We start from the raw sequence: 26,429 nt of genomic DNA, 5'->3' as shown, positions 1-26,429 counted from the left end.
CCTAGCTGAACTTCAGACCAAAAACGGTAACGTCGTCCAGCTGTTCGCGGTCTTCCTTCCAGTCTTTCCACTCCAGGTTCAGCAGGGCGCGCTGGGTACCCAGGCTCTCATGCTGGGTGCGCAGGATGAGGTCGCGAAAGCGGCGGCTGGTAAAACGCTTCTCGTCCGGGCCGCCCAGTTGATCCACAAAACCATCTGTATACATGTAGATGGCATCGCCCTGGCGCAGCTGGATCGTGTGGTTCTGGAAGGTGCGCTCCTCCTCCAGCTGCTCGCCTCCGATGGATTTCTTGGTGGGCTTAATCTCGTGGATCTCCCAGTCCTGGTAGTAATAGAAGGGGAGGTTGGCCCCGGCATACTCCACCTCGTAGGTGCGGGTGCTGAAGGTGCACACCGCCACATCGAATCCGTCTCGGCTGCTGCCTTCCTCCTCATCCTGCTTCAGGGCGGTGCGTACGCCCAGGTGGAGTAGTCGTAGAATTTCGGAGGGTTGCACCACACGCTTCTCCAGCACAATCTGGTTTAGCAGCAGGTAGCCAATAAGGGTAAGGAATGCTCCCGGTACACCGTGGCCGGTACCATCGGCCACCACCATCACACATTGGTTGCCTATCTGGCCGAACCAGTAGAAGTCTCCTCCCACCACGTCCTTGGGCCTGTATACTACGAAGTAGTTGTCCAGGTGTTCGTCCATGAAAGCCTTGCTGGGCAGGATGTTTTGCTGGATCCGTTTTGCGTATCGGATGCTTTCTTTCAGCCAGCTGGTGGTTTCTTCCAGCTCCGCCTTTTGCAGGGCGATGTCGTGGTTTTTTAGTTCCAGTTCTGCGTAGGCCTCCTTCAGGCGGTCGGTCAGCATGCGCTCCTTCTGCTCTAGCACCAGGCCCACCAGCTCGGCCAGGCTGTTGGCAAAACTCTGCTCATCCAGGGTCCAGGCACGCTTTCGCGCCTTGCTCTCCAGGCTTAGCACCCCTACCATATCTACCCCTACGGTTATTACGGCGTCTATCACACTCTTCACATCCCCAGGCTCGAACAGGCCGGGCGACAGCTCGCGGGTGCGGGGGTCTTCCTGGGCATCCTGGGCAGCTATCAGGCGGTCGCGCTCCAGGGTGTGGAAGTAGGTGGGGTACAGATCGGCAGCCAGGCGTGTACCTGGGGTATACACATGCTCGCCCTGCTGGTTTACGGTGCGGCACTCCAGTATATCGTGCTGCTCGTTAAATATCCAGATGGCGGCGCGGGTAACATCCATGGTTTCGCGCGCTATCTGGGCTATCTCTTCGAAGGCCTTCTCTACATTACCTTCCTTCACTGCGGGGTGTGCGCTGAGCTTGCTGAGGGCTGTTTGCTGCTTCTTCAGCCGGAACTCTTGCTGCTTCTGCTCTGTGATGTCAAAGAGTACGTGTATGGTCTTGATGGGCTCGCCATGTTCATTCAGCACAGGGGTGCTGGTTACTACCGACCACAGGTAGGAGCCGTCTTTGCACACATTCTCCAGCTCGCCCCGCCATATCTTGCCATTCAGGATGCTCTTCCACTGGTCTTGATACAGGTTCTCGCTCTGGCGGCCCGACCGCAGGATGTTGAATCGATTGCCGATCAGGTCCTGCTTCTCGTAGCCCGATACCCGCAGCAGGGCTTCGTTTACGTAGATGATTTGGCCCTCCATGTCCGTCTCGAATACCAGCGAGCTATTGTTGAGGGCATTTATCTGCCCGGCCAGCTCTATCTGGGTGCGGCGCATCTCGGTGTTGGCCGTTTCCATTTCGGTAGACGACATGCGCAGCAGCTCTTCCTGCTGCACGGCTATGTCCAGTGCACGCTGTATCTGCTCTTCCTGCAGTTTGCGGCTGGTAATGTCAAAGGCTACGCTGATGTATTTAAAGGGGGTTCCGTCTATGCCCAGCACGGGGGTGATGGTTACATCCGTCCAGATCAAGCTGCCATCCTTCGCCTTATTGCATATCTCGCCCTGGTACACCATGCCCTGGCTGATGTTGTGCCAGAGTTTCATCCAGAAGTCGCTATCGTGCATGCCGCTCTGCAGGATGTTCAGGTTTTTGCCCAGCACCTCCTTCTGTTCGTAGCGGTATATCTCGCTGAAAGCCGTGTTGGCATAGGTTACCCGTCCCTCCAGGTTGGTTTCGCATACGATAGCCGCATTGTTCAGGGCAGCAATCTGGCCGCGTAGCTCCACCTGGGTGCGGCGCATTTCCTCATTGGTGGCCTCTATCTCCTCGGCATTCTGGCGTAGCTCTTCTTCCAGGGCCTGGCTTTCTTCCAGGGTCATGCGCAGCTCCTCTTCCATGGCGCGGCGGTTGCCCTGCTCCAGGGCCAGGCTTACCACATCGGCTACGGCTAGCAAAAAGTTCTGCTCATCCAGGGTCCAGGGATGCGGGGCCTGGGCATGCTCGGCCATCACCAGCCCCACATGGTTTCCGCCCAGGCGCACGGCCACCGCCAGCACACGCTGTATGCCAAACGGCTCCAGATAGATGGGCACCATATTTGCCGTAGCGGCCTCAGCCCGGGGGTTTCCGGCAGCCAGTATGGTCTCTTTCTTCAGGCTTTGAAAAAACAGTTGCAGGTCCCTCTCCAGCAGGTCAGGTGCTTGGCTGTGCTCATTGCCTTTTTTGATGAATAGATCCAGGCAGCGCAGGCGGCTGCCGTTGTCTATAAAGAGCCACATGCCCACACGGTCTACGTCCAGGGCAAATGCTGCAGCCTCGGTAACGGTGCGTACGGCCTCTCGCACGTTGCCCTGCTTCAGGTCGTGGTTTCGGGTCAGCTCCTGCATGGCGCTCTGCTGCTGTACCAGGCGTAGCTCCAGTCGCTTCTGCTGCTCAAAATTGGCCTGTACCTGCTCATGCTCGGCATTGAACTGCTGCAGGTTCAGCTCGGCAGTGCTCACCTGCTCTCGTGCCTGCTCCAGCTCCTGGCGTGCCAGCTCCAGCTCTTGCTGTAGCTGGTCCAGCTGGGCCCGGTTGTGCTCCGCCTCGTGGATGGCGCTGTCTACAGCAGCGCTGGCGGTGTCTAGCTCTTCATTCTTGTGCTGCAGGCTCCGCTCGGCTTGGGTTAGTGCTGCCTGTCGCTGTGCCAGCTCCGCCTCGGCCTCTTGCAGGCGGTTTCGGTGGCCATCCAGTTCTGTCTGGCTTAGCTGCAGCTGCCGGTTGGCCGCCTCCAGCTCTGTGTTAGCCTGCTTCAGCTTCTCCTCAAAGGTTTCTCGCTCTTCGCCAATCCGGGTAATGTCTACCCCGGCCAGTATCACCTTGTCTTTGTTATCTGGCCCGGCCTGTTTCAGGCGGGTGGCGGTGGCTGCCAGCATCAGTCCGTTGGGGTGCTGTTTACTTTTCAGCTTTATAATGCCCTTCCAGCTGGCACCGTTGCTCACGGTGCTCCACATCTGTGCCAGGCTACCCTCATGGGGGCTGTAGGGTCCATCGCCATTGCGGCCCACCACCTCGGCTGGGTCTACGCCGGTTAGCTGGGCAAAGTAGTCGTTCACCCGGTGTACGCTGCCACTGGGGTCGTATTCCAGCACAGCCATCTGGCTCTGGATGGCGGCCAGGTGGGCCTCGTAGGTGGCCTCGGCCTGGGCAATGCCCTCCTCCAGCTTGCGTATGCGCTCCTGCTGCTGGCGCAGCTCGGTCTCCTTGGCATGCAGCTCGCTACCGAAGCGGCGAAACTGGCCCTTCAGCTCCTGCAGGGCTGTTACCTGGCGCTGCTGCAGGTGGTCTTCCTGGATGGCAAACTCGATCTGGCCAGCTGCCGCCTGGGTTACTGCCAGCTCAGTGGCATCCAGCTCGGCCTGTACCCTGTTTACGTAGCTGGCTATCTGTCCCAGCTCATTGTTTACGGCCTTCAGCTTTTGCCGGCGCTGCATGCGGCTCAGCATTTGCTTCAGTGGGCGGTGCAGGCTGCGCGAGACCACAATAAATGCGAGCACGACAAGCAGGATAATACCGCCCACCAGGGCGTAAAACAGCTGCTGATACGAGGCTGTGTGCGCTGTGGCCTGGTCCAGGCGTTCCTGCAGGCGGGCTGTCTTCAGGCGAATCAATCCGTCGATAAAGGGACGCGCCTTTTCCAGCTGCTCTACACTGCGGGTATAGGCATCCTTGGCATGCAGGTCGTCGCCCGCCTGCACATGCCGTTTAAACTCGGCATAGGCACGGTTCATACGCCCAATGGCCGCACTCAGGCCGTCCATGCGGTCGTTGTTGCCCAATCTGTCGGGGTCGGGGTCAAAAAGTGCGCGTACCCGGCTGGGGCTGGGCAGGGCACTGGCCTTGAAGTCGTTGCTGCCAGAGAAGCCCCACTTATCCTGATCCTTGCTATACAGCTGCTGCACCTGTAGCTGCAGCAGCTCTACCTGCAGGTAGCCGATGTGGTTATTCAGCTCTGCCTGCAGTGCCTGCAGATCCGCCAGGGTGGTCCGGTCCTGTTTTATCTCCGCCTGTAGTGCCTCCTGCGCCACGTGGCTTTTCAGGAAGAACCATGCCCCCATGCCAATAGCCAGTATGGGCATGAGCACCAGCACGAGTAGGATGTTTCTACTTACCTTCATACATATAGGTAGATATAGGCCGCTAGCCCGAGAATTTGCAAAATGCCCCAAAGTTAGCAGCTTTCGCTGCCAGCCTGCAATCTGGCCTCTAAATATAGGGCATGCCTGCTTTTTTATGCACCTATACGGCCACTACATTTCCACGCCATGTGTATCCGTACGGCGGTGCAGCAGCATGAGTAGGCCCAGCAGGGCCACTGGCAGCAGGTATTTTTCCCAGCAGAGGTAGGAAAAAGACATGCCCACCAGGAAGACAAGCTGGGCAATAACCAGCAGGCTGCGCATATCGGGTCGCTTGCCCCACAGGCGTATGCGGCCCAGCAGGATGAGCAGCCAGCGGAAGCCCAGGGCCAGCAGGGCTACATAGATGATGTCTCGGCCAGTGGGGGGCAGCTGGAGCAGCAGCCGGTCTAGCAGGCCCACCTGCTGCTCGCCTTTTGCAAGGGCCGCGGTGCCGGGGCCTATGGGTGCCACCCAGTACAGCTGCGCCAGGGCCAGGCTCAGGATCCAGGCACCGGCATTACCCGCCCGCAGCAGCTGCGGCAGGGCCCAGGGTGCCAGCCACAGGGGCAGCAGGGCCACATAGAGCCAGAAAAAAGAAGCATGAAACCGCAACGATTCCTGTAGGTAGAAGGTGCGCACCTGGCTATCGGGTGCGCTGCCGCCCCACCATAGCATGAGCAGCGCCAGGGGCAGCAGGCTAAGCCCTGCCCCCAGGGCCCAGCACCCGTAGGGCCACTGGCGATAGCCGCCGATAAGTGCCCATAGGGCTACCCCCACCGGCCAGAACACCAGGTACTGCCTGCACAGGGCCGCGCCGGCGGCGCAGGCCACAAAGCCCCAAAACGAACCGCCCACCAGCGCATAGATGGAACCCAGGAAAAAGAGCACGGCCAGCATGTCTGTATACACATACAGGCTGAGGCCTGCCCAATAGGGGTTTAGCAGCAGCCAGGCCAGTGCCAGCACTGCTGGCCACCCGGGTGCATGCAGCCGGCGCAGCAGGCTGTATAGCAGCAGGCCGCTGGCACAGGCTACGAGCAGGCTGAGCAGCCGGAGGGTGGGCAGCTCCCAGCCAAAAAGAGAACCCCAGACCCCATAGAGGGCAAATGGCAGGGGGCCGCTCATCTCGGGATAGGTGCGCAGCCCCTCGGCTGTGGGCTGCGTAGCCAGGTAGCGGGCGCTGCGGGTGTAGTGGCCCTCGTCTCCATGCTGCGCAGCCCATAGGCCGGGCCAGCCCAGTGCAAGGCCCAGCAGATAAGCTACGAGTAGCCCCACGGCCAGGTAAAGGAAAAAATCAGCTCGATCGGGTCGTTTCATCTCATCAGTCAGGGGGGAAAGAATTCCCCTATTTTTGTGCCATGGTCCTCAATGGAACTTTGATACGTAAAGCCATCCTGGCAGAACTGGCCGAAAAGGTACAAAGCCATTTGCAGGCGGGCAAGCGTCCGCCGCATCTGGCGGCCGTTTTGATCGGGGAAGACCCCGCTAGCCAGACCTATGTGGCGCACAAAGTGCGAGACTGCCAGCAGGTGGGCTACCAGAGCACGCTCATCCACAAGGAGGCCGCCATCAGCCAGGCCGAGCTGCTCGGCATTATAGCCGAGCTGAACCAGGATGCCCGCATAGACGGATTTATTGTACAGCTGCCCCTACCCGCCCACCTGAGCGAAGTGGCTGTTATAGAGGCTATTGCACCCGAGAAAGACGTGGATGGCTTCCACCCGGTAAACATTGGCCGCATGAGTAAGGGCCTGCAGGCCCTGCTGCCCGCCACCCCGGCAGGGATAGTAGAGCTGCTACAGCGGTATGGGATAGAAACGCAAGGCAAGCACTGCGTGGTAGTGGGCCGAAGCAACATAGTGGGCACACCCATGGCCCTGCTGATGAGCCGAAACCGCAATCCGGGCAACTGTACCGTAACCCTCTGCCACAGCCATACGCAAAACCTGGGCCACTATACCCGCCAGGCCGACATCCTGATAGCCGCCGCCGGCCAGCCGGAGTTTATATCGGCAGATATGGTAAAGGAGGGAGCCGTTGTAATAGACGTAGGCATACACCGCAAGGCCGATGCCAGCCACCCCAATGGCTTCCGCCTGGTGGGGGATGTGCAGTACGACCAGGTGGCACCCAAGGCAAAGGCCATTACCCCAGTACCCGGCGGCGTAGGACCCATGACACGCGCCATGCTCCTGCTCAACACCTACCACGTATACCATGCCACGCACGGATAGGCCCAGGGTGATTGTAACCGGTGGGGCAGGCTATATTGGCTCCCACACGGTGCTGGCCCTGAATGAGGCCGGCTATGAGCCGATTATCCTGGACAACTTCAGCACCGGAGATCCCAGCGTCATCTCCAGGCTTACGCACCTGATGGGGCACACCCCCACTTTCTTCTATGTGGACTGTACGGACTATGAGGCTGGGCTGAATGAACTGCAAGAGCTGGGGCCCATCCATGGCCTCATCCACTTTGCAGCCTACAAGGCCGTGGGCGAGAGCATGCAGGAGCCCATAAAATACTACCAGAACAACCTGGAGAGCTGCACCACCGTGCTGCGCTGGTGCCGAAGGTTACAGATAACGCAGCTGGTATTCAGCAGCAGCTGCACGGTGTATGGCCAGCCAGATGCGCTGCCCGTAACGGAAGAAAGCCCGATAAAGCCAGCCGCATCCGTGTATGGCTATACCAAGCAGGTGTGCGAGCAGATGCTGAAAGATGCCCGCCTGGAGCTGCCGGAACTAAGGGTGAGCATCCTGCGCTATTTCAACCCCATTGGGGCGCACCCCAGTGGCATGCTGGGAGAACTACCCCTGAATGTGCCCAATAACCTGGTTCCCTTTCTTACACAGGCCGTGGCAGGCCTGCGCCCTCCGCTTACCGTATTTGGCACCGACTATGATACGCCCGATGGCAGCTGCGTACGCGACTACATACATGTGGTGGACCTGGCCGAAGCCCACGTAGCCGCACTGCGCCACCTGCAGCAGCATGATGTCGGCACCTATACCTTCAACATTGGCACCGGGCAGGGTGCCAGTGTGCTGGAGCTCATCCGCACATTCGAAAGGGTGAACAACCTGGCCGTACCCCACCGGCTGGGTACGCGCAGGCCTGGAGATGTAGCGGCCATCTTTGCCGATGTAAGCAAAGCCCAACAGCAGCTACAGTGGCGCCACCGGTATGGCCTGGCAGATGCCCTGCGCCATGCCTGGGCCTGGCAGCAGCAGCTGGATGCCCACGGCTAGGCCCGTTTGCTGATCACCCCTCGCAAGCTTGCTCCATTAAGGGCTCGGAAGAGATATTTTCTGGAGTTTAACCAGACTTCTTCTTTTGACAGAAAATTGATGCTGATACCTTGCCAACTCTATTTTATGCTATTAAATTTGTTTTCCATGCCAGATTTTAATTTTATAAAATCATAACCATGAAAGCTATTTCACTCTTTTCAGGTGCCATGGGCCTAGATCTAGGTCTAGAACAAGCTGGTATAGAGATTATGTGTTGCGTAGAACTTGATTCTTCAGCAGTAAAAACAATTAATAATAATCGACCTGATTTGCCCGTAATTAGAGAAGATATTTCAACATTAAAAGGCAATTATATTCTTTCTAAAATTGGAATATCTGATAGGTCAAATATAAATATAGTAGTTGGTGGGCCTCCGTGTCAAGCATTTAGTATCATAGGTAGAAGAAAGGGAATTAAAGATTTAAGAGGGAAATTGGTTTTTGAGTTTCTAAGAATTGTGGAAGAAATCAATCCTGAATATTTCATAATGGAAAATGTAAGGGGACTTCATTCTATGATAGTTGAAACAGAAAATGGCAAAAAATCTTTGTATGATATGTTAATTGAAAAGATAATATCAATCGGTTACGTAGTCGATACATTCTTTGTTAATGCCGTAAATTATGGAGCACCTCAAATTCGAGAGAGAATTATAATGATAGGAAATAGGCTAAATAAAAAGGCCGAATTTCCATCTCCTACGCATAGCGACAAACCAAATGAAAATCAAAAATATTTTAGAAATCTAGGTGATGTTTTAATAGATTTCAAGGATCCAGACTCTGATATTATGGATTTTTCTGAAAGAAAAAAAAAATACTTATCATATGTTCCAGAGGGAGGCAATTGGCGCAGCATGCCAATTGATATTCAAAAGGAATCCATGGGTAAATCTTGGTATCTAAAGGGCGGAAGATCTGCTTATTGGAGACGCTTATCAATGGATTCACCAGCACCTACAATAGTAACTATGCCAAATCATGCCAGTACAAGCATGTGCCATCCAAAGCAAATTAGAGCATTAACAGTTGGTGAGTGTTCCGCGATACAAACATTCCCAAGCCATTGGAAGTTTATAGGGACACCTGCTGAGAAATATAGACAAATCGGGAATGCTGTTCCAGTTGTACTTGGAAAAATGGCTGGAATTGCAATTCAGAATATAAGCAAAAGTACCAAGCTTAGATCTAAAATGGACAATCACGAAATTATTCATATAAGACCGCACGTGAGGACAAGGCAATACTACAAAGCTGGTAAAGTATATTCTGGTAGCCCTTATCTTTCTTCTCAGCAACCAATAAAATGAATACCAAGAAGAACAAGGAAGAAGTTGTAAACAAGGTCGCCATTGAAATAGAAGCCTTGTTGATAAGAAGAATTCGAAAGCTTGAGAAGGAAATCAGTTCCTTTCTTAATATAAATCCCTTTCTGATGTCTGCATTAAGGGATATCCATGAATTAAAAAATCTAGACGACTTAGCTAATTTCCTATTCATAAGTCATATGGCTTCAGGACATGCAACTAGTTTTGGAAAAACCATTGATGAGAAAATATTACCCAATGTTTTTGGCACTATAAAACTTGACTCTGTTCAAAGGAGAAAAAGGAAAATGAATAGCTCTGCCTATAATGAGATTGATCACATTGTAAATCCCCACTCTGATACTGACTGGTGTTTATTATCTGTTAAGGCTGGACCTTGGACTATACAGGATGCATCTGCCCATAGCTTATATAGTGCTTTCAAGCAGATAGGAGATTTTAATTTATATGGAAAAGAAATTGTTGTTGGTGTATTTTATGGAAATGAATCCTCACTTACTAACAAGTATGAGATATTAAGGGGTATAAATCCAAGGCAACAATCACAATTTGTAGTTCTAGACTATGTCCGGGTTTTGGCAGGAAAGGATTTTTGGTCTTGGCTAAACGGGGGTGAGGAAAGAACCCAAGAGTGGGTACTAGAGGGAACCCAAGTTGGTTCGTCAAAGGTATTAAGTTCTAATGAGGATGTGGCAAAAATTGTCCGGAATGCTCCGGAACGACTAAAATATGAGCTCCAGGAGAAATATGATCTTGATTTTGATAGCGAAATAGATTGGCTTAAAATTCTATTCGCCATCAATAACTAGCCGACCAAAATCAGTATAGAGAATTCTGAGTAATTAATGCTTCTTCAAGATTCATCTTTTGAGCTATAATTTCCTTAGTGTATGGCTACCCCCCTATCCCCCGACCCCAACCAGCTGGCAGCCGCCTGGCAACAGCTGGCAGCTGCAAATACGCGCCTGCGCATACGCGATGCTGCCGATACGCTGGGGGTAAGCGAGGCCCAGCTGCTGGCCACCCAGGTGGGTGGGCAGGCTGTGCGCCTGCTAGCTACCGACTGGAAAGAGGTGGTGGCTGCCCTGCCAGGCCTGGGCGAGGCAATGGCCCTGACACGGAATGAGGCCGCTGTGATAGAAAAGGTGGGCACCTATGCCTCCCCCAGCTTCATGGGGCAGGTGGGCCAGGTGGTAGGGCCACACATAGACCTGCGGCTCTTTATGCAGCACTGGGCCCACGGCTACGCCTGCCAGCTGCCCATACACGGGCAGATGACCTCTAGCCTGCAGTTCTTTGACGCGCAGGGGAATGCCCTGCACAAGGTATATGCGCGCCAGCCCGAGCACCAGGCTGCCTGGCAGGCACTGGTAGATCGATTTCGGCACCCGCAGCAGGCGCGGAGCCTGCAGCCAGCTGCCGCACCCCCGCCGGTGCCCGCCCGCCCGGATGCCGAGGTGGAAGCCGAAGCCCTGCTGGCAGGCTGGGCTCAGCTGCAAGACACGCACGACTTCTTCCAGCTGCTCAGGGCACACGGGGTAGGCCGGCTGCAGGCCCTGCGGATCGCCCAGGGTCGCTTTGCCTTCCCCATTACCCCCGAGGGATTTTATCAGGCTGCTACAGGGGCGGCAGACCAGGCGGTGCCGGTTATGTTCTTTGTAGGAAACCCCGGGGTGATTGCCATCCACACCGGCCCCATCCGGCGCATTGTGCCCATGGAGGGGTGGTTTAATGTGATGGACCCCGGCTTCAACCTGCACCTGCGCACCGACCTCGTGGCCCAGGCTTGGCTGGTGCTAAAGCCCACCCAAGACGGCCTGGTAACCTCTATCGAGCTGTATGACGCACAAGAGGCGCTCATCCTGCAGATGTTTGGCACCCGAAAGCCCGGCCATGCCGAGCTGGCCGAGTGGCGTAGGCTGGTGCAGCAGGCTACGCAGCACACCTTTTCCTACCCCAATCCCGTAAACTAAGTACCACAATCGGCTAAACCTCAGGGATTTTAACATGCCCAATCGCGTCCTCTATATCTCCACCGATGGCATGACCGAGGCACTGGGCCAGAGCCAGGTGCTGGCTTATCTGCGCGTATTGGCCACATACGGCTATCAGTTCCACCTCATCAGCTTCGAAAAGCCCGAGTACTACGAGCAGGAGCGCGCGCACGTGCTAGGCCTGCTGGAGGGCACTGGCATCCACTGGCACCCCCTGCCCTACCACAACCGCCCACCCATACTGGGCACCCTGAGAGACCAGCGCGCGGGCTGGCAGCTGGTCCGTAGCCTGTGGGCGCAGCACCCTTTTCAGCTGGTGCACTGCCGCAGCTACCTGCCCGCACTGCTAGGCCTGCGGGCCCAGAAGAAGTGGGGAGCCCGGTTCATCTTCGACATGCGGGGCTGGTGGCCCGACCAGCGGCTGGAGTCCGGGGCCTGGCGTTCGCCCCTCTTCCGGCCCGTGTATCGTTATTTCAAACAGAAGGAGCGACTCTTTTTCAGCAAAAGCGACCTTACCGTAAGCCTCACTTACGCCGGCCGAGACGAGATTGTGCGGCTGGGCTACCGCCTGCCCGAAGACATCCTGGTAGTGCCCACCTGTGTAGACTTTCGCAGCTTCCCGCCGCCCACCCTGGCAGATAGGCTGGCCATACGGGCACAATACGGCATATCGGCAGAGCAGTATGTGGTGATAAACAGCGGCAGCCTGGGTGGCAACTATCCGGTGCGCGAGGTATTCGATATTTTTCAGGGCATCCGGCTGCAGCGGCCCGATGCGCACCTGCTGCTGCTGACCAAGACTCCGGCCGAGGAGGCACAGGCCGCCTATCGTGCCTATGGCCTGCCAGACCAGGCGGTAACCGTGGCCAGCGTGCGCTACCACCAGGTGCACCGCTACCTGGCTGCTGCCGATGTAGGCCTGTTTGTATACCGCCCCCTGTACAGCAGCCTGGGCAGCAGCCCCACCAAGCTGGGTGAATACTGGGCCATGGGCCTGCCGGTACTCTCCACCAGCGGCGTGGGCGATGTAGACCAGATACTGGCCACACACCCGGGTAGTGGTGTATCCATGCCCCTGGGGCTCAGCCCGGCTGAGATAGCCCCCTATGCAGCCCGGCTGGAGGCCGAGCGGGCAGGCGCAGCTACCCTGCGGCAGTATGCGGTGCAATACTATAGCCTGGAAGCAGGCTGCCAAAAATACAGCGAAGAATACGCGCGCATGCTGGCGTTGCCCCCACGCAGGACGTAACTTGCTGCCATGCAAGCCCTGGATCAGCTGCTGCACCAGTACTGGGGCTACCCCCACTTCCGCCCCCTGCAAAAGGAGATTATCCTGAGCGTGCTACAGGGCCAGGATACCCTGGCGGTGCTGCCCACCGGCGGCGGCAAGAGCCTGACCTACCAGCTAAGTGGCCTGGTGCTTGAGGGCCTTACCCTGGTTATCAGCCCCCTGATTGCCCTGATGGAAGACCAGGTAGCCGACCTGCTACGGCGCGGCATACCCGCCACCGCCATCAATAGCCAGCTAAGCCCGGAAGAAACCTGGGCGCGGCTGAACGACTGTCTGGGTGGGCACTACCGGTTCTTGTACATGAGCCCGGAGCGGCTGGATAGCCAGCTGATGCGCCAGCTGCTGCCCCAGCTGCCCATCCGCCTGCTGGCCGTAGACGAGGCCCACTGCATCAGCCAGTGGGGCTACGACTTCCGGCCCGCCTACCGCAAGGTGCAGCAGATACGCCCCTACCTGCAGGCACCCGTGCTGGCACTGACCGCCACCGCCACCGCCGAGGTGCGCCGAGACATAGCCCGCCAGCTGCAGCTACGCAAGCCCCGGGTGCACCTGCAGAGCTTTGCCCGCCCCAACCTGAGCTTTGCCCTACAGTATACCGAGCACAAAGCCCAGGCCCTGCCGGCGCTACTGCGGCCAGACGAGTGCGCCCTGGTGTATGTGCGCAGCCGAAAGGGAGCCGAGCAGGCCGCCCGCTACCTGCAGGCACAGGGCTACAGGGCCGAGGCCTACCATGCCGGGCTGGCTGCAGCACGGCGCAGCGAGCTACAGCAGGCCTGGATGCGCAACGAGCTGCCCATCCTGTGCGCCACCACGGCCTTTGGCATGGGGATAGACAAGCCCGATGTACGCACCGTGGTGCACTGGCAGCTGCCCGCCGAGCTGGAGAGCTACTACCAGGAGGCCGGACGCGCAGGCCGAGACCAGCTGCCCGCCCGGGCCATTGCCCTACTGGGCCCGGATGAGCCCGCACGTATGTGGCAGTTTCTGCACATGCAGCATCCGCCCGTTGAGCAGGTGCAGGCCCTGTACGAGGCCCTGTGCGCCCACTACCGGATATCCAATGTGCAGGCCCCCGCAAGGGACTACCCGCTGGACTGGGAGCTGATAAGCCTGCAGGCCGATCTGCCCCAGCTGGCCTGCCACGCTGGCCTGCAGGCCCTGGCACAGCAGGGCTACCTGGCCTACCAGGAGCAGGCGGGGCCTAACCCCCAGGTGCAGTTTCGGATGGCTGCCACCCGCCTGACACAGTGGAAGCTGGAATACCCACAATACCTGCCTACGCTGGACGGGCTGCTGCGCCTGCTGGGCGGCGAGCTGTTTGAGCGGCCCCTGCCGCTGGAGCTAAAGGCCCTGGCCAAAGCCTGCGAACAGAGCAAGGCTGAAACCGAAACCCTGCTGATCCGGCTGGATGCACTGGGTGTGCTACACTACCTGCCTGGTGCCCAGGGGCCGGGCCTGCGCTTCCTGCGGCCCTACACCCCCCTGGTGGATACCGACCCCGCCTGGCAGGCATACGCGCACCGGCGGCACCAGGCCGAGGTGCGGCTGCAGGCCGTGCTGGACTATGCGGCCAATACCACCCTGTGCCGCCAGCGGCAGATATCGGCCTACTTTGGCGAGGAACTGACAACCAACTGTGGGCGGTGCGACCTGTGCCATTCAGACTAAGAATCCTGCTATATTTGCCCCCTCCAAGCAGCCACCTTAGCTCAGTTGGTAGAGTGGTACTTTCGTAAAGTATAGGTCGCCGGTTCGAGTCCGGCAGGTGGCTCATGCACTGGCTATTTACAACCCTGACGTGCCTTCTGTGCCTGCCCGTGCTGGCACAGACGCGGGTGGAGCTGAGTGCAGAAGACCGGCTGGCGAAACGGAACGCTTTCGACAGCACCTACATACAGCCCTACTACCGGGGCCTAACCCTGAGGCCGCGTACGCAAGGCTACGGGCATGCCATTAATATAGCGTCGCGAAGAGCTGGCACATCCAGCTTTTTATACGAACCCAACCTGCTTGCCACCATCGGGCTACACGGTAGCTACAATGGGCTGGGCTTTGGCATAAGCTACAAGCTACCCAATAGTGCCTATGAGCCGGCAAAATATGGCCGTACCAGGAAACTAGACCTGAGCCTGGACTTTACCTCGCGTCGCTGGCTTGGCGAACTCACGTTTACGGGCATACAGGGTTTCTACCTGCCCGACCCTGGCCGCTTTTATCAGCCCGAGCGTGCACTACCCCCCCTGGTGCGCCCCGACATGTTTACGGCCCAGATTGGCTTTGGATATACACGCATCTTCAATCCTAAGCGGTTTACCATCCGTGCCCTCTTTGGCCAGACCGAGGTGCAAACCCGATCGGCGGGCAGCTTTTTGCTACAAGGGCAGGCCAACGTGTTTGGCATCACGTCAGACAGCAGCCTTGTTCCAGGCCCACTCCGGCCCTCCTATCCCGAGCTGGACAGTGCCACCAACATTAACCTATCCAGCCTTGGCGTCTCCCCTGGTTATGCGCATACGTTTGTTTTGCATCGGTTTAGCCTGGGCGTGATGGCCCTGCTTGGGCCAGGCCTGCAGCGTAGTGTGGTAAAAGACGGGGAGGATGTCCATATATATGGGCGGCTGTACTACAACTTGGAGTGGCGCACCGTGCTGAATTATGCCCGGCCGCGCTGGTTTGCCGGCTTCAGCATCTCCGGTCGATCCAGCACCTTCAGGCTGCATGGGGCAAACCTTACACACGGCCGGGTGCAAACCGAACTTTACTTTGGCTATCGCTTCCCGCAGGTGCGCCTGCTCAAAAACTGGCGGTGGCTGGATAGCTAGTACCCCGGCCCATACTGGCCACCCTCCCCCCCCCTCAGACTGTGGGGCAGCCGGTAAGGGACTAGCGGTGGAGGGCAACTTTCTGTATATGCAAAATACCCTATATTTGCCCACCAATGCGTGTACGGGCCATTCTCTCTTATCCACGTGGCTGGCGTAGGGCTCTCCGCCTACTCAGCTTGCTGTGCCTCCTGCTGCTTGGCCTTGCGCTAGCCAGCTACTACTGGGTGCAGGCACAGGCCGAGCCGTACCTGTACCGGCAGATAGAACAGGTGCCCTACACCCGCATAGCCCTATTGCCAGGCACAACCCCCTTGCTACGCAGTGGCAAGCCCAATCCCTACTTTCAGTACCGCATCCAGGCGGCAGCGGCGCTTTTCCGGGCTGGCAAGATTGGGCGGATACTCGTGAGCGGGGATAACCAGACCCGCTACTACAACGAGCCCAGGGCCATGCGCAAGGCCCTGGTGCAGGCCGGGGTTCCGCCAGACTCGATTGTGCTGGACAAGGCCGGCCTGCGCACCCTGGACAGTGTGCTGCGCAGCCACCAAGTGTTTGGCCACCGGCGGGTGCTCTTCATCAGCCAGGGCTGGCATGCGGCACGGGCCCTGTACATAGGGCGCGCACACGGCCTGCACACCTGGGGCTTTGCTGCCCAAAACCCCGCCGACCACTGGCAGCGCAGCACCTGCTACCGTGAGTATCTGGCACGGGTACGGATGCTACTGGACGTACACCTGCTGGGCACACGGCCTACCTACACAGGCCACCCCGATGGCCTGGCCCGCTAGCTTTTGTGCGTATCTTGCCACTATGCAGCTCCCTCCCCTCATTCTGGGTTCCAAAAGCCCCCGCCGCCAGCAGCTGCTGGCAGCGGCAGGTTTCCGGTTTCGTGTGCAGGTGCAAGACGTGGAGGAGGTATGGCCCCCCCACCTGCCACTGGCGGAGATTCCGGCCTACCTGGCCCGGCTAAAAGCCGAAGCCCTGGAGCCGCTTAGCCAGGATGAGCTAGTGATTACGGCAGATACCACCGTCATACTAGGGCAGCAGGTGCTAAACAAGCCCACCAGTGCCGAAGAAGCCATACAGATGCTGCTGGCCCTGAGTGGGCAATGCCACACCGTAGTAACGGGTGTGCATCTGCGGTATCGGGGTAGGCAAACGGAATTCTCGGCCCACACACGGGTATACTTTAGGCCCCTGGAGCTGGAGGAGATTACCCAGTATGTGGCGCAAAGCCCTCCGCTGGACCGGGCCGGCGCATACGGCATTCAAGACACGATAGGCCTGCGGGGCATACGGCGTATAGAGGGAGACTACTACAACGTGATGGGCCTGCCAGTGTGCCAGCTGGTAGAGGCACTACAGCAGTACAGATAAGGCTACGGCTCTACCGCCAGGCATCCGGTGGGTAGGGCCGGGCGGTCTCGCTTCTTCGGCCATTTGCATCAGCAGGGTGTATGTCTTTCATGCGTAAATTCCGAAGTATGAAAGGCCGTGTAGCTACTATACACGCGGAGAACTGGGACGTATGCAAAGTGGGCCCGCCTCCGCTGTGTACTGTTATTGGGCTGCGTAGTCATTTTTTTAGCAATTTTTCTATCCGTGTCCCACAGGCAGTGGGGGCCGGGCTAGGCCCCTGTTGTGCCGGGCACCACCTTTTTCCACCTTCGCTATGGCAAAGATACTTCTACTCCTACTACTGGCCCTGCATGGGCTGATACACCTGCTGGGAGCCGCCCGCTGCTGGGGCTGGGCCCGTATACCCCAGCTCACAGGCCGCAGCCTGTGGCCCATGGGCTGGCTGCCCGACTGGGTGCAGGGCATGGCCTGGGGCCTGGCAGCCAGCCTGCTGCTACTTGGGGCTGCCCTGCTGCTGGCCGATACGCGGACGTGGCCCTGGCTGGCAGCGGTGGGCATAGTGCTGAGCCAGCTGCTGGTGCTAGCCTACTGGCCCGAGGCCAAATGGGGCACACTGGCCAACGTGCTACTGCTGCTACCCGTAGCTGCCGGACTGGGCGAGGCCCGGATGGAAAGAGAAACAGAGCAGTATGCATACCACCTGCTACACAAGCACCAAGAGCAGGCTCTTGCTACGGTATCTGCGGCAGAACTGGCCACCCTGCCGCCCTGTGTGCAGCACTGGCTGAATGCCGCCGGTGTGACTGGCCACCCCAGGGTACGCAGCGCATACCTGGTGCAGCGGGGACGCATGCGCCTGAAACCTGATGCCAGCTGGATGCCGTACGAAGCACGGCAGCTCACTACTACCAGCGTACCCTCCTTCCTATGGAACGCACGGGTGCAGATGCTGCCTGGGGTACAGCTGCTGGGTAGAGACTACTACACCCAGGCGAAAGGCCACATGTACATCCGCCTGCTGGGCCTGCTCCCGGTGGCAGATGCCCGTGGCCCCTACATAGACCAGGGCAGCCAGCTGCGCTACTTGGCCGAAATGGCCTTTTACCCTACCGAGGCCCTGCAGCCCTACCTGCGCTGGGAACAGCTGAATGACAGCACAGCCCGGGTGTATATGACCCAGGGCGCTGAGGAATGCCATGCCGACTTCATCTTCAATGCCCAAAATGAGCTTTGCCGCATAACAGGGCCCCGCTACTACGAAGAGCAGGGAAAGTGGACCAAACGCCTATGGCAGATAGACCTGGAGGGGGTGCAACAAGCAGACGGGCTGAGGGTACCCGCACGGGCCACCCTGAGCTGGCAGCTACCTGAGGGGCTGTTTACCTGGGCAGAAATGACGATAACGCAGCTACAGTATAATGTCGACCAAAAGCCCCTCTTTGTTCGGAGCCTGCCGAGCCTGCTGGGTCTGTACGAATGAAGGCAGGACACGGCCTGGCACTGTGCGCGGGGCACACACAGCACAGAACCCACAACAAGGCTAGGGCCGTGCACCTGCCTGCAGCTCTGGGTGCAGCTGGTGGATCAGCTGCTTCAGAAAGCGGCCTGTCTCGGCATTGGGGCCGAAAAGGTGTACGCGCTCAATGACCACCACCTGGCCTTTCTGGGCTGCGGGGCTATTCTTCAGCAGCGGATGGGCTCGTATGCCGGCTATTCCCCCCAGGTATTGCTCGGTCTCTCGGTCTATCAGCAGGTAGTCTGGGCTGGCAGCCAGCAGGCTCTCCTTGCCTATCTCCTTCACCCCTTCTACCACCAGTGCAGGGCGGGCCTGGGTTTCGTCTAGCAGGAACTGCACCGCCGTGCCCGTGCCGTTAATGAACAGGCTACCACCCCGTGCGCGGCTGTGGAAGCTGAGCACCTGGGGGATCTGCGTACAGGCGCCCTTCAGGCTGTCCAGTTCGGCATACTCGGCCTGCAGGCTTCGTATCAGCGAGTCGGCCTCCGTCGGCTTGCCAATGAGGCCACCCAGCGTGCGCATCTTGGCCAGCAGGGCCTTTCTATCCATTTTATTGTCCAGCACCTCCACCTTCAGGCAGGCGTGCTGCAGCTTGTTTATCACGGGTGCAGGGCCATTTTCAGGCGTTAGCAGCAGCAGGGTGGGGTTCAGGCTCAGTATGCCCTCATCACTCAGGGCGCGCATGTACTTTACGCTGGGGATGCGCCTGGCGGCCTCGGGCCAGGTGCTGCTTTGGTCTCGCCCCACCAGCTTGTCTTCGGCCCCCAGGGCATAGATCATCTGCACCAGGGTGGGGTGTACGGCCACAATCCGCAGGCTATCGGCGGCGGCCCTGTCCGGGTCGCAGTCCTTTACCAGCCGGGCACAGCCCAGCAGGGTCAGGGCGGGCAGCAGCAGGGCACAGCATAGGTTCCGGCTAGGTGTCATATACAAGATGGGGAATGCGTGCGCAAAGGTAAAAAAGATCGTGTGGTAGGCTGCCCCAGCCGCTACCCTTTTGTAGCGGGATGTACACCCCTGGCAGCACATTTCCGTATCGTTGCGCTCGCACCCCCAGGCAGGGCCACCCTGCGGCATCGCCCGGAACAAAAGCGCAAAAGCACATGGCCCGGGGGGGCACATTTTTGTACCTTAGCTGCCTGGTATGCAGCCCGAAAACATCGCCATCATAGACCTGGGAACCAACACCTTTCACCTGCTGGTGATTGAGCTGACAGGGCACACCTACCGGATACTGGAGAAGTACAAGGAAAGCGTAAAGCTGGGCGAAGGAGGCATCAGCAAAGGCTTTATTGCCCCCACTCCCTATGCGCGGGGCATACGGACGATGCAGAACTTTCGCAAGATCCTGAAGAGTCGACACGTAACCCATGTGCTGGCTAATGCCACCAGTGCCCTGCGCTCTGCCGAGAATGGGCCGCAGTTTATGGCCGAGGTGCAGGCAAAAACCGGCATACAAATCCGCGTAATTAATGGCTATGAGGAGGCTGTACTGATCTATGACGGTGTGCGGCACGGCCTGCACCTAAGCCCGCGCACGGACTACCTGTTTATGGACATAGGCGGCGGCTCGGTAGAGTTTGTGGTGGGAGACCGACGCTACCCCAAGCTGATACGCAGCCTGAACCTGGGCGGGGCCCGCCTGCTGGAGCACCTACAGCCACAGGACCCCATGACGCGCCAGGACATCATACAGGCCGAAACCTACCTGGCAGAGCAGCTGGACCCGCTGATGCAGGAAGTTCGCAGCTTTGGCATCAAGCAGCTGATTGGCAGCAGCGGCACCTTCGAAACCCTGGGCACCGTCATTGCCCACCAGTCGGGCAATAGGCTGATGGCTGATATGGTGAATGCCTACCAATTTTCGGTGCCCGACTTTTTGCGCCTCCACCAGGATATGATCCGGCTAGACCGTACTGCCCGGCTAGCACTGCCCGGCATGGACCCTGTGCGCGTAGAGATGATCAACATGGGCAGCCTGCTGGTGCAGCACGTGGTGCAGAGCCTGGGTATAGAGACCATTACGGTAAGCACCTTTGCCCTGAAGGAGGGCATCCTCTTCAACTTTATAGCCGAGCGCACCAGCCAGCAGGTGCAGGACCCCCAGCAGATGAATGTGCGCAGCAGCGCAGTGGAGGCCCTGGCAGAGAAATACAAATACGATGCCGCACACGCCCGGCAGACCAGCCAGCTGGCCCTGCAGCTGTTTGACCAACTGGCGGGCCTGCACCACTACAGCACCGAAGAGCGAGAACTGCTGCACTACGCCGCCCTGCTGCATGATATTGGGCACTTTGTAGATCGGAGCGGCCACCACAAGCACGGCCAATACATCATTATGAACAGCAAGCTGCCAGGCTTCAGCAGCGATGAGCTGCTGCTGATGGCAAACATGGTGCGCTACCACCGCAGGAGCATACCCAGCTACGAGCACATGCACTACAACCTGCTGTACAAGGAGGACAAGCAAAAGGTAATGGTACTGGGTGGCATGCTGCGCCTGGCCGTAAACCTGGACCGCGCACACCGGGGCCTGGTGCAGCGGCTGGAGCTACGCCTTAGCCCCAGCAAGCTATCCATCACCGTCTACTCGCCACAGGATGTGGAGCTGGAGATACGCCACGCACGCGAGGCTACCGACATGCTGCAGCAGGCCCTGGACCGAAAGATAGAGCTGCAGGCCCAGCTGCTAACCGCCTAGCTGGCGCACACGGGCACAGTCTCACACCCATTGCCAGGATGGGCAGCAGGATGCTCCCCGCTTTTCGCCCCCTCAACCTTGCCGCACGGGTGCAGATAGCGTAATTTGCAGCATGCTGGTAAAAGCCTTTGCGAGCGCAGTAAGTGGCGTGGATGCCCTCACCATCACCATAGAGGTGAACCTGGGGGGTATGCACGGCTTTGCCCTGGTGGGCCTGCCAGACAATGCCGTGAAGGAAGCCCGCGAGCGTGTAGAGGCTGCCATCAAGAACAGCGGCTATGACTACCCCCGGGGCAAGCTGGTGATCAACATGGCACCGGCCGACGTGCGCAAGGAAGGTGCTGCCTACGACCTACCCCTGGCCCTCGCCATCCTGGCGGCTAGTGGCCAGGTGGATGCCGACCGCCTGGGCCACTTTGTGGTAATGGGAGAACTAAGCCTGGATGGCGGCATAAAGCCGGTAAAGGGCTGCCTGCCCATAGCCATACAGGCCCGGAAAGAGGGCTTTGAGGGCTTCCTGCTGCCTACCGAGAATGCCCGCGAAGCGGCCATTGTAAACCAGCTGAATGTGCTGCCCCTCACCAACCTGATAGAGGCCGTAGACTACCTGAATGGCAAAGAACTGCTGATGCCCCTGCACATAGACACACGCGAGATTTTTCAGGCCGCTAGCACAGACTATGCCCAGGATTTCTCGGACGTGCGCGGCCAGGAGCATGTAAAACGGGCCCTGGAGGTAGCAGCTGCCGGCGGGCACAACGCCATTATGATAGGCCCCCCGGGTGCCGGCAAGACCATGCTGGCCAAGCGCCTGCCCACCATACTGCCGCCCCTCACGCTGCAAGAGGCCCTGGAGACCACCAAAATCCACAGCGTGGCGGGCCACATGGGCGGGCACATGGGCCTCATTGCCACCCGCCCTTTCCGCAGCCCCCACCATACCGTGAGCGACGTGGCCCTGGTGGGCGGGGGAAACCACCCCCAGCCGGGCGAGATCAGCCTGGCACACCATGGCGTGCTCTTCCTGGATGAGCTGCCCGAATTCAAGCGCACAGTGCTGGAGGTGCTGCGCCAGCCCCTGGAGGAGCGAAACATCACCATCAGCCGGGCCAAGTTCAGCGTGGAATACCCCGCCAGCTTTATGCTGATAGCCAGCATGAACCCCTGCCCCTGCGGCTACTACAACCACCCGGATAAAGAGTGCCTGTGCCCCCCGGGGGCGGTGCAGAAGTATCTGAGCCGCGTGAGCGGCCCGCTGCTAGACAGGATAGACCTGCACATAGAGGTAACGCCTGTACCCTTTGACGAGCTGGCCGAAAACCGCCCGGCAGAGCCCAGCAGCCAGGTACGCCAGCGGGTAATGGCAGCCCGAGAGCGCCAGCAGGCCCGCTTTGCCGACCAGCCCCAGCTGTATGCCAACGCGCAGATGAGCACCCAAATGGTGCGTAGCCTATGCCGCATCAGCAAAGCCAGCGAGACACTTCTGAAGGCAGCCATGACGCGCCTCCAGCTCAGTGCCCGCGCCTACGACCGCATCCTGAAGGTATCGCGCACCATAGCCGACCTGGCCGACAGTGCCGACATACTGCCCGAGCACGTGGCCGAGGCCATCCAATACCGAAACCTGGACCGAGAGGGCTGGGCTGCCTAGGGCACAGACGGTATTTCGCCCATCTCCCCAAGCACGGGTCGCCTTTTCTTGCCTATACTGTCCCCAGTCAGGAGTCCCTCCCTAGCCACCGTATGGCTCAAAAAAAAGATTAATTTTGAAAAAAAACTGACCATGGAGTTTAAAGACCAAATCAAAACACTCAGCGAGCGTGCCAAAACACTGAAAGACCAGGTAGCCACCGAGGAGGCGACCAAGAATGCGCTCATCATGCCATTCCTGCAAGTACTTGGCTACGATGTATTTAACCCGCAGGAGATTGTGCCCGAGTATGTGGCCGATATAGGTACCAAAAAGGGGGAGAAAATAGACTACGCCGTCTTAAAGGATGGCCAACCCATCATCCTGGTAGAGTGCAAGCACATAGCCCAAAACCTGGATATACACGATGGCCAACTGCTACGCTATTTTCATGTTTCCAAGGCACGCTTTGCCATTCTTTCCAATGGCCTGCTCTATCGTTTCTATTCCGATCTGGTGGAGCCAAACAAGATGGACGAAAAGCCCTTTCTGGAGTTCAATATTCTGGAGATAAAAGATAATCAGGTAGAGGAGCTGCGCAAATTTCATAAGGCCAGTTTCGACGTAGAAAGCATTACCAGCACCGCCAGCGACCTGAAGTATACCAGCGAGCTGAAGGCCCTGCTGAACCAGGAATTCGCTAACCCCTCCGATGACTTTGTACGTTTGCTTACCCGACAAGTGTATCCCAAGACCATAACCGCCAAAGTGCTGGAGCAGTTTTCCAAGCTGGTGAAGCGCTCCGTGCAGCAGTACCTGAGCGATACGGTAACCGAGCGCCTAAAGACCGCGCTGAGCAAGGAGGATGAGGCTGATAAAGCAGAGGCACTGGCGCTGGCAGTAGAAAAGGAGGAAACCAGGAATAAGATTGTAACCACCGAAGAGGAGCTGGAAGCCTTTGTAATCGTAAAAAGTATTCTTCGTCAAAAGCTGAACGTGAATCGCATTGCCCACCGGGATGCGCAAACGTACTTTACCATTCTGCTAGACGACAACAACCGCAAGACCCTGTGCCGCCTGTACCTGAACGGGGGCAAAAAGTACCTGGCTGTGCTGGATGCAGACCGAAAGGAAATACGTAAAGAGCTAACCACCCTGGACGACCTGTACCAATATGCAGACCTGCTGCTGGAGGTAGCCGACAGCTACGAGCAGGCAAAAACAACCGCCTAGGGAGGAATAAGCCCACGCCCACACAGGAGCAGATACCCGACCTGCCTACTTGGCCCAGCAGGTAGGCAGAGGTGGGTTATTTACAGAAACAGAATTTATCAAGCACTAGCTGCCTAATGAACCGCCAGTGTGCGGGGTTAGGAATTTGGCACTACAGCAGCTTGGCCACCGCCTCATCAAATTCGGGATCGCCGGGCTTTACGCCACTCTTGAAGTGCGCCACAGGCTTGCCATTTTTGTCGATCAGGATCTTGTTGAAGTTCCAGCTGATAGACGCACCCACGGCCTCGGTCAGATAGGCATACAGGGGGTGGATATCCTTGCCCTTCACACTAATCTTGCTAAACATGGGGAAGGTAACGCCATAGTTTTTCTGGCAAAAGCTCGCTATCTCTTCGTCCGTACCCGGCTCCTGGCCCATGAAGTTATTGGCCGGGAAACCCAGCACCACCACACCCTTATCCTTGTTTTGGGTGTAGAAGCGCTCCAGGTCGGCATACTGGGGGGTATAGCCACACTTGCTGGCCACGTTTACCACAATCACCACCTTGCCCTTATAGGCGCTTAGCGGCTGTTCTTTGCCATCCAGGGTAGTCATGCTGAAGTCGTAAAAGCTGGTTGCCGACTGAGCGGCCTGGGGCTGATCTGCGGTAGTGTGGCTCGGGCCTGGCTGCGAGCTGCAGCCGGCTGCCACCAGGCAGAGGGCTAGTAGGGATGCGAGTAGTTTCATGGTCGGAGTAATTGATCGATTTGACGGGTAATTCTTTGACTGGTGGGCTTTACAAAGGGTAGGTATACCCGCTGTAGGCGGCCCTGCTTATCTATCAGGTATTTTGTAAAATTCCAGAACGGGCGGAAGCCATTTCGTCCGTTCAGTGCCCGGCTGGTGAGGAACTGAAACACGGGCTGCGCCTGCGGGCCACGCACATGGCCTTTGGCGAACATCGGGAAGCTAACCCCATAATTACGCTGGCAGTAGGTACCGATCTCGGTATCGGTGCCCAGCTCCTGGTTTTTGAAGTCGCCACTGGGGAAGCCCAGCACCTCAAAGGCCTGGTCCTTATAGCGCTGGTGCAGTTGCTCCAGCTCCTTCAGCTGCGGGGCAAGGCCGCAGTGGCTGGCCGTGTTTACCAGCAGCAGCACCTTGCCCCTGTACTGATCCAGCGGAACAGGGGTGCCCGTTATCAGGTGGGCGGTGTAGTCATGCAGGGTTTTTCGCATACGGGGGTTCGGTAGGGGCCTCTGCCTTGCAACGGGATTTCGCTCTTCAAGATTCCATCCCGCCGCATTTTGTTACCGGAGGCGGGTTCTTCGGGTCCGTTCGGTCTCGGTTGGGGGCCTCTGCCTTGTATACTCCGTTGTACTATCGGTTGCCGGTCCAGCTTAGCTGCTCCAGGGCCTTGGGCAGGCGCTTCAGGGCCTCGTCTATGTCCGCATCAGATAGGCCCCCGACCGAGAGGCGGCACCAGCCCTCGCTTTTCCGGTCTCCGAAGGCCTCGAAGGGCACCACGGCGGTATCTGCCTGGTGCAGCAGGTAGGCGCGCATCATCTCTGCATTTTTTATAACGGCACCATCGGGCTGCCTGTATCCCTTTATGTTGAATAGCACGCTCAGGTACAGGCCTCCCATAGGCTCCACACTGTCTACCGGCAGGCCTGCCAGCTTCCAGGCCTGAAAAGCCTGGTGTATTTTATTCAGTCGGGCACTCACCTTGGCGTTCAGCTGCCGGATATAGCCGCGCAGGCTGTCCTCCATCTCCAGAAAGGTGCCCACGGCTAGCTGCTCAGGCCGGGGTGCCCATGCACCCATGTGGCCCAGCAGGCTGCTCATTTTCTGGATGATATTAACCGGGCCAATGGCCCAGCCTACGCGCACGCCCGTGGCAGCCAGGTACTTACTTATCCCGTCTATGTAGATGGTATAGGGTGCCATCTCGGGCCGCAGGCCCAGGGGATGCACATGGCGGTGGTTGCCATAGGCCATCAGGTAGTACATCTGGTCAAACATGACGTATACGGGCTTGGCCCCACGCCGCTCGCGCTGCTCATTCTCGGCCAGAATCAGGTCGCAGATGTCGGCCAGCTGGGTGGCCGTGTACAGGGTGCCCGTTGGGTTGCTGGGGGTATTGAGGGCCACCAGCACCACCTCCTCTATGTACGGTGCCAGCTCTTCGGCCGTGAGCAGGAAGTTGTTTCTCCGCTGTGTATCTACCTGCCGGGGCACTGCACCGGTTATGTGGCAATAGTGATTGTTGTTCCAGCTGGGCACGCCATACACCACTATATCGCCGGGGTCTAGCAGGGTGGTGTATAGGCCAAAGATGGCGGGGCGGCTGCCGCCTGTTATCAGCACATGGTCTTGGGTATACTCCAGTCCCAGCTCATGGTTTACAAAGCGGGCTACGGCCTGGCGCAGGCTAGCCTCGCCTGTGCTGGGCGGATAATTGGTATGGCCCGCCTTGTAGTGTTGAATAATCAGATCCGTCAGGGGGTCGGGGATGCGGAATTCCCCTGCCTGAAAGTCGCCTACCGTAAAGTTCAGAATATGCTTGCCCGCAGCCTGCAGGGCTTTTACCTCCTTGGATATGGCGAGTATCTCGCTGCCTATCAGGTTGTAGGCCATCATGCTGACCTGTACTTTTCGGGTGTGGGCTTCGGGCGCTTCACTCATGGCTAGGGGGCTTTGTC

Annotated in this window: 20 protein-coding genes and 1 tRNA gene; 15 read left to right on the top strand and 6 right to left on the bottom strand. The window is 58.1% G+C overall.

The annotated features are described in order from the left end of the window. Position 1 precedes the first annotated feature (1 nt). Together LW884_00250 and LW884_00245 are read right to left on the bottom strand one after the other, a co-directional pair. Positions 2 to 4,567 (bottom strand): PAS domain S-box protein, encoded by a 4,566-nt coding sequence (locus tag LW884_00250; protein MCE3006768.1) that lies wholly within the window; start codon positions 4,565 to 4,567, stop codon positions 2 to 4. A 132-nt stretch (positions 4,568 to 4,699) separates the two neighbouring features. After that, complete coding sequence (locus LW884_00245; GenBank protein MCE3006767.1) at positions 4,700 to 5,887, bottom strand: hypothetical protein; 1,188 nt, start codon at positions 5,885 to 5,887, stop codon at positions 4,700 to 4,702. Between the two features lie 41 nt (positions 5,888 to 5,928). Between LW884_00245 and folD the strand changes: the two genes are divergently transcribed. From folD to LW884_00185, 12 genes are all read left to right on the top strand, one after another. Continuing rightward, complete coding sequence (gene folD / locus LW884_00240; GenBank protein ID MCE3006766.1) at positions 5,929 to 6,804, top strand: bifunctional methylenetetrahydrofolate dehydrogenase/methenyltetrahydrofolate cyclohydrolase FolD; 876 nt, start codon at positions 5,929 to 5,931, stop codon at positions 6,802 to 6,804. Next, on the top strand, positions 6,788 to 7,822 hold the full coding sequence (gene galE, locus LW884_00235) for a UDP-glucose 4-epimerase GalE (GenBank protein ID MCE3006765.1): 1,035 nt from the start codon (positions 6,788 to 6,790) through the stop codon (positions 7,820 to 7,822). The genes folD and galE overlap by 17 nt, the downstream gene beginning before the upstream one ends. Before the next feature lie 179 nt (positions 7,823 to 8,001). Continuing rightward, positions 8,002 to 9,174, top strand: coding sequence for a DNA cytosine methyltransferase (locus LW884_00230; GenBank protein ID MCE3006764.1), 1,173 nt, complete (start codon positions 8,002 to 8,004; stop codon positions 9,172 to 9,174). After that, positions 9,171 to 10,001: a restriction endonuclease gene (locus LW884_00225; protein MCE3006763.1), complete on the top strand. Its 831-nt coding sequence runs from the start codon at positions 9,171 to 9,173 to the stop codon at positions 9,999 to 10,001. The genes LW884_00230 and LW884_00225 overlap by 4 nt, the downstream gene beginning before the upstream one ends. An 81-nt stretch (positions 10,002 to 10,082) precedes the next feature. After that, positions 10,083 to 11,165 carry a hemin-degrading factor gene (locus LW884_00220; GenBank protein MCE3006762.1) on the top strand — a complete coding sequence of 361 codons (1,083 nt, stop codon included), beginning with the start codon at positions 10,083 to 10,085 and terminating at the stop codon, positions 11,163 to 11,165. A 34-nt stretch (positions 11,166 to 11,199) separates the two neighbouring features. Beyond that, positions 11,200 to 12,435: a glycosyltransferase gene (locus LW884_00215; protein ID MCE3006761.1), complete on the top strand. Its 1,236-nt coding sequence runs from the start codon at positions 11,200 to 11,202 to the stop codon at positions 12,433 to 12,435. Between the two features lie 9 nt (positions 12,436 to 12,444). Continuing rightward, a complete protein-coding gene (locus tag LW884_00210) occupies positions 12,445 to 14,145 on the top strand; it encodes a RecQ family ATP-dependent DNA helicase (GenBank protein MCE3006760.1) in 1,701 nt (566 codons plus the stop codon). A gap of 30 nt (positions 14,146 to 14,175) precedes the next feature. Further along, positions 14,176 to 14,248, top strand: a tRNA-Thr gene (locus LW884_00205). Position 14,249: 1 nt separating this feature from the next. Further along, positions 14,250 to 15,299: a DUF4421 domain-containing protein gene (locus tag LW884_00200; protein MCE3006759.1), complete on the top strand. Its 1,050-nt coding sequence runs from the start codon at positions 14,250 to 14,252 to the stop codon at positions 15,297 to 15,299. Between the two features lie 116 nt (positions 15,300 to 15,415). Next, positions 15,416 to 16,090: a YdcF family protein gene (locus LW884_00195; GenBank protein MCE3006758.1), complete on the top strand. Its 675-nt coding sequence runs from the start codon at positions 15,416 to 15,418 to the stop codon at positions 16,088 to 16,090. A gap of 22 nt (positions 16,091 to 16,112) precedes the next feature. After that, positions 16,113 to 16,679 (top strand): Maf family protein, encoded by a 567-nt coding sequence (locus LW884_00190; GenBank protein ID MCE3006757.1) that lies wholly within the window; start codon positions 16,113 to 16,115, stop codon positions 16,677 to 16,679. A 295-nt stretch (positions 16,680 to 16,974) separates the two neighbouring features. After that, positions 16,975 to 18,141, top strand: coding sequence for a hypothetical protein (locus LW884_00185; protein ID MCE3006756.1), 1,167 nt, complete (start codon positions 16,975 to 16,977; stop codon positions 18,139 to 18,141). Positions 18,142 to 18,201: 60 nt separating this feature from the next. Here the strand turns inward: LW884_00185 and LW884_00180 are convergent, their stop codons facing one another. Further along, positions 18,202 to 19,104, bottom strand: coding sequence for an ABC transporter substrate-binding protein (locus tag LW884_00180; GenBank protein MCE3006755.1), 903 nt, complete (start codon positions 19,102 to 19,104; stop codon positions 18,202 to 18,204). 217 nt (positions 19,105 to 19,321) lie between these two features. Here LW884_00180 and LW884_00175 point away from each other — a divergent pair, with 217 nt between their 5' ends. The 3 genes from LW884_00175 (at position 19,322) to LW884_00165 (ending at position 23,741) form a co-directional block, all read left to right on the top strand. Continuing rightward, on the top strand, positions 19,322 to 20,878 hold the full coding sequence (locus LW884_00175) for a Ppx/GppA family phosphatase (GenBank protein MCE3006754.1): 1,557 nt from the start codon (positions 19,322 to 19,324) through the stop codon (positions 20,876 to 20,878). A gap of 112 nt (positions 20,879 to 20,990) precedes the next feature. Continuing rightward, positions 20,991 to 22,529, top strand: coding sequence for a YifB family Mg chelatase-like AAA ATPase (locus tag LW884_00170; protein MCE3006753.1), 1,539 nt, complete (start codon positions 20,991 to 20,993; stop codon positions 22,527 to 22,529). Positions 22,530 to 22,661: 132 nt separating this feature from the next. Further along, positions 22,662 to 23,741, top strand: coding sequence for a type I restriction enzyme HsdR N-terminal domain-containing protein (locus tag LW884_00165; protein MCE3006752.1), 1,080 nt, complete (start codon positions 22,662 to 22,664; stop codon positions 23,739 to 23,741). Positions 23,742 to 23,892: 151 nt separating this feature from the next. Here LW884_00165 and LW884_00160 read toward each other — a convergent pair whose 3' ends face one another. From LW884_00160 to LW884_00150, 3 genes are all read right to left on the bottom strand, one after another. Continuing rightward, on the bottom strand, positions 23,893 to 24,339 hold the full coding sequence (locus LW884_00160; protein MCE3006751.1) for a glutathione peroxidase: 447 nt from the start codon (positions 24,337 to 24,339) through the stop codon (positions 23,893 to 23,895). Positions 24,340 to 24,467: 128 nt separating this feature from the next. Continuing rightward, positions 24,468 to 24,962 (bottom strand): glutathione peroxidase, encoded by a 495-nt coding sequence (locus LW884_00155; protein MCE3006750.1) that lies wholly within the window; start codon positions 24,960 to 24,962, stop codon positions 24,468 to 24,470. Positions 24,963 to 25,104: 142 nt separating this feature from the next. After that, entirely contained in the window at positions 25,105 to 26,412 is a 1,308-nt protein-coding gene (locus LW884_00150) for an aminotransferase class I/II-fold pyridoxal phosphate-dependent enzyme (protein MCE3006749.1), read from the bottom strand. Positions 26,413 to 26,429 lie beyond the last annotated feature (17 nt).

The sequence above is a fragment of the Bacteroidota bacterium genome, from assembly GCA_021300195.1.
Taxonomy (GTDB): Bacteria; Bacteroidota; Bacteroidia; order J057; family JAJTIE01; genus JAJTIE01.
The sequence above is the reverse complement of the archived record's forward strand: the minus strand, read 5'-3'. Positions and strand labels throughout refer to the sequence as shown.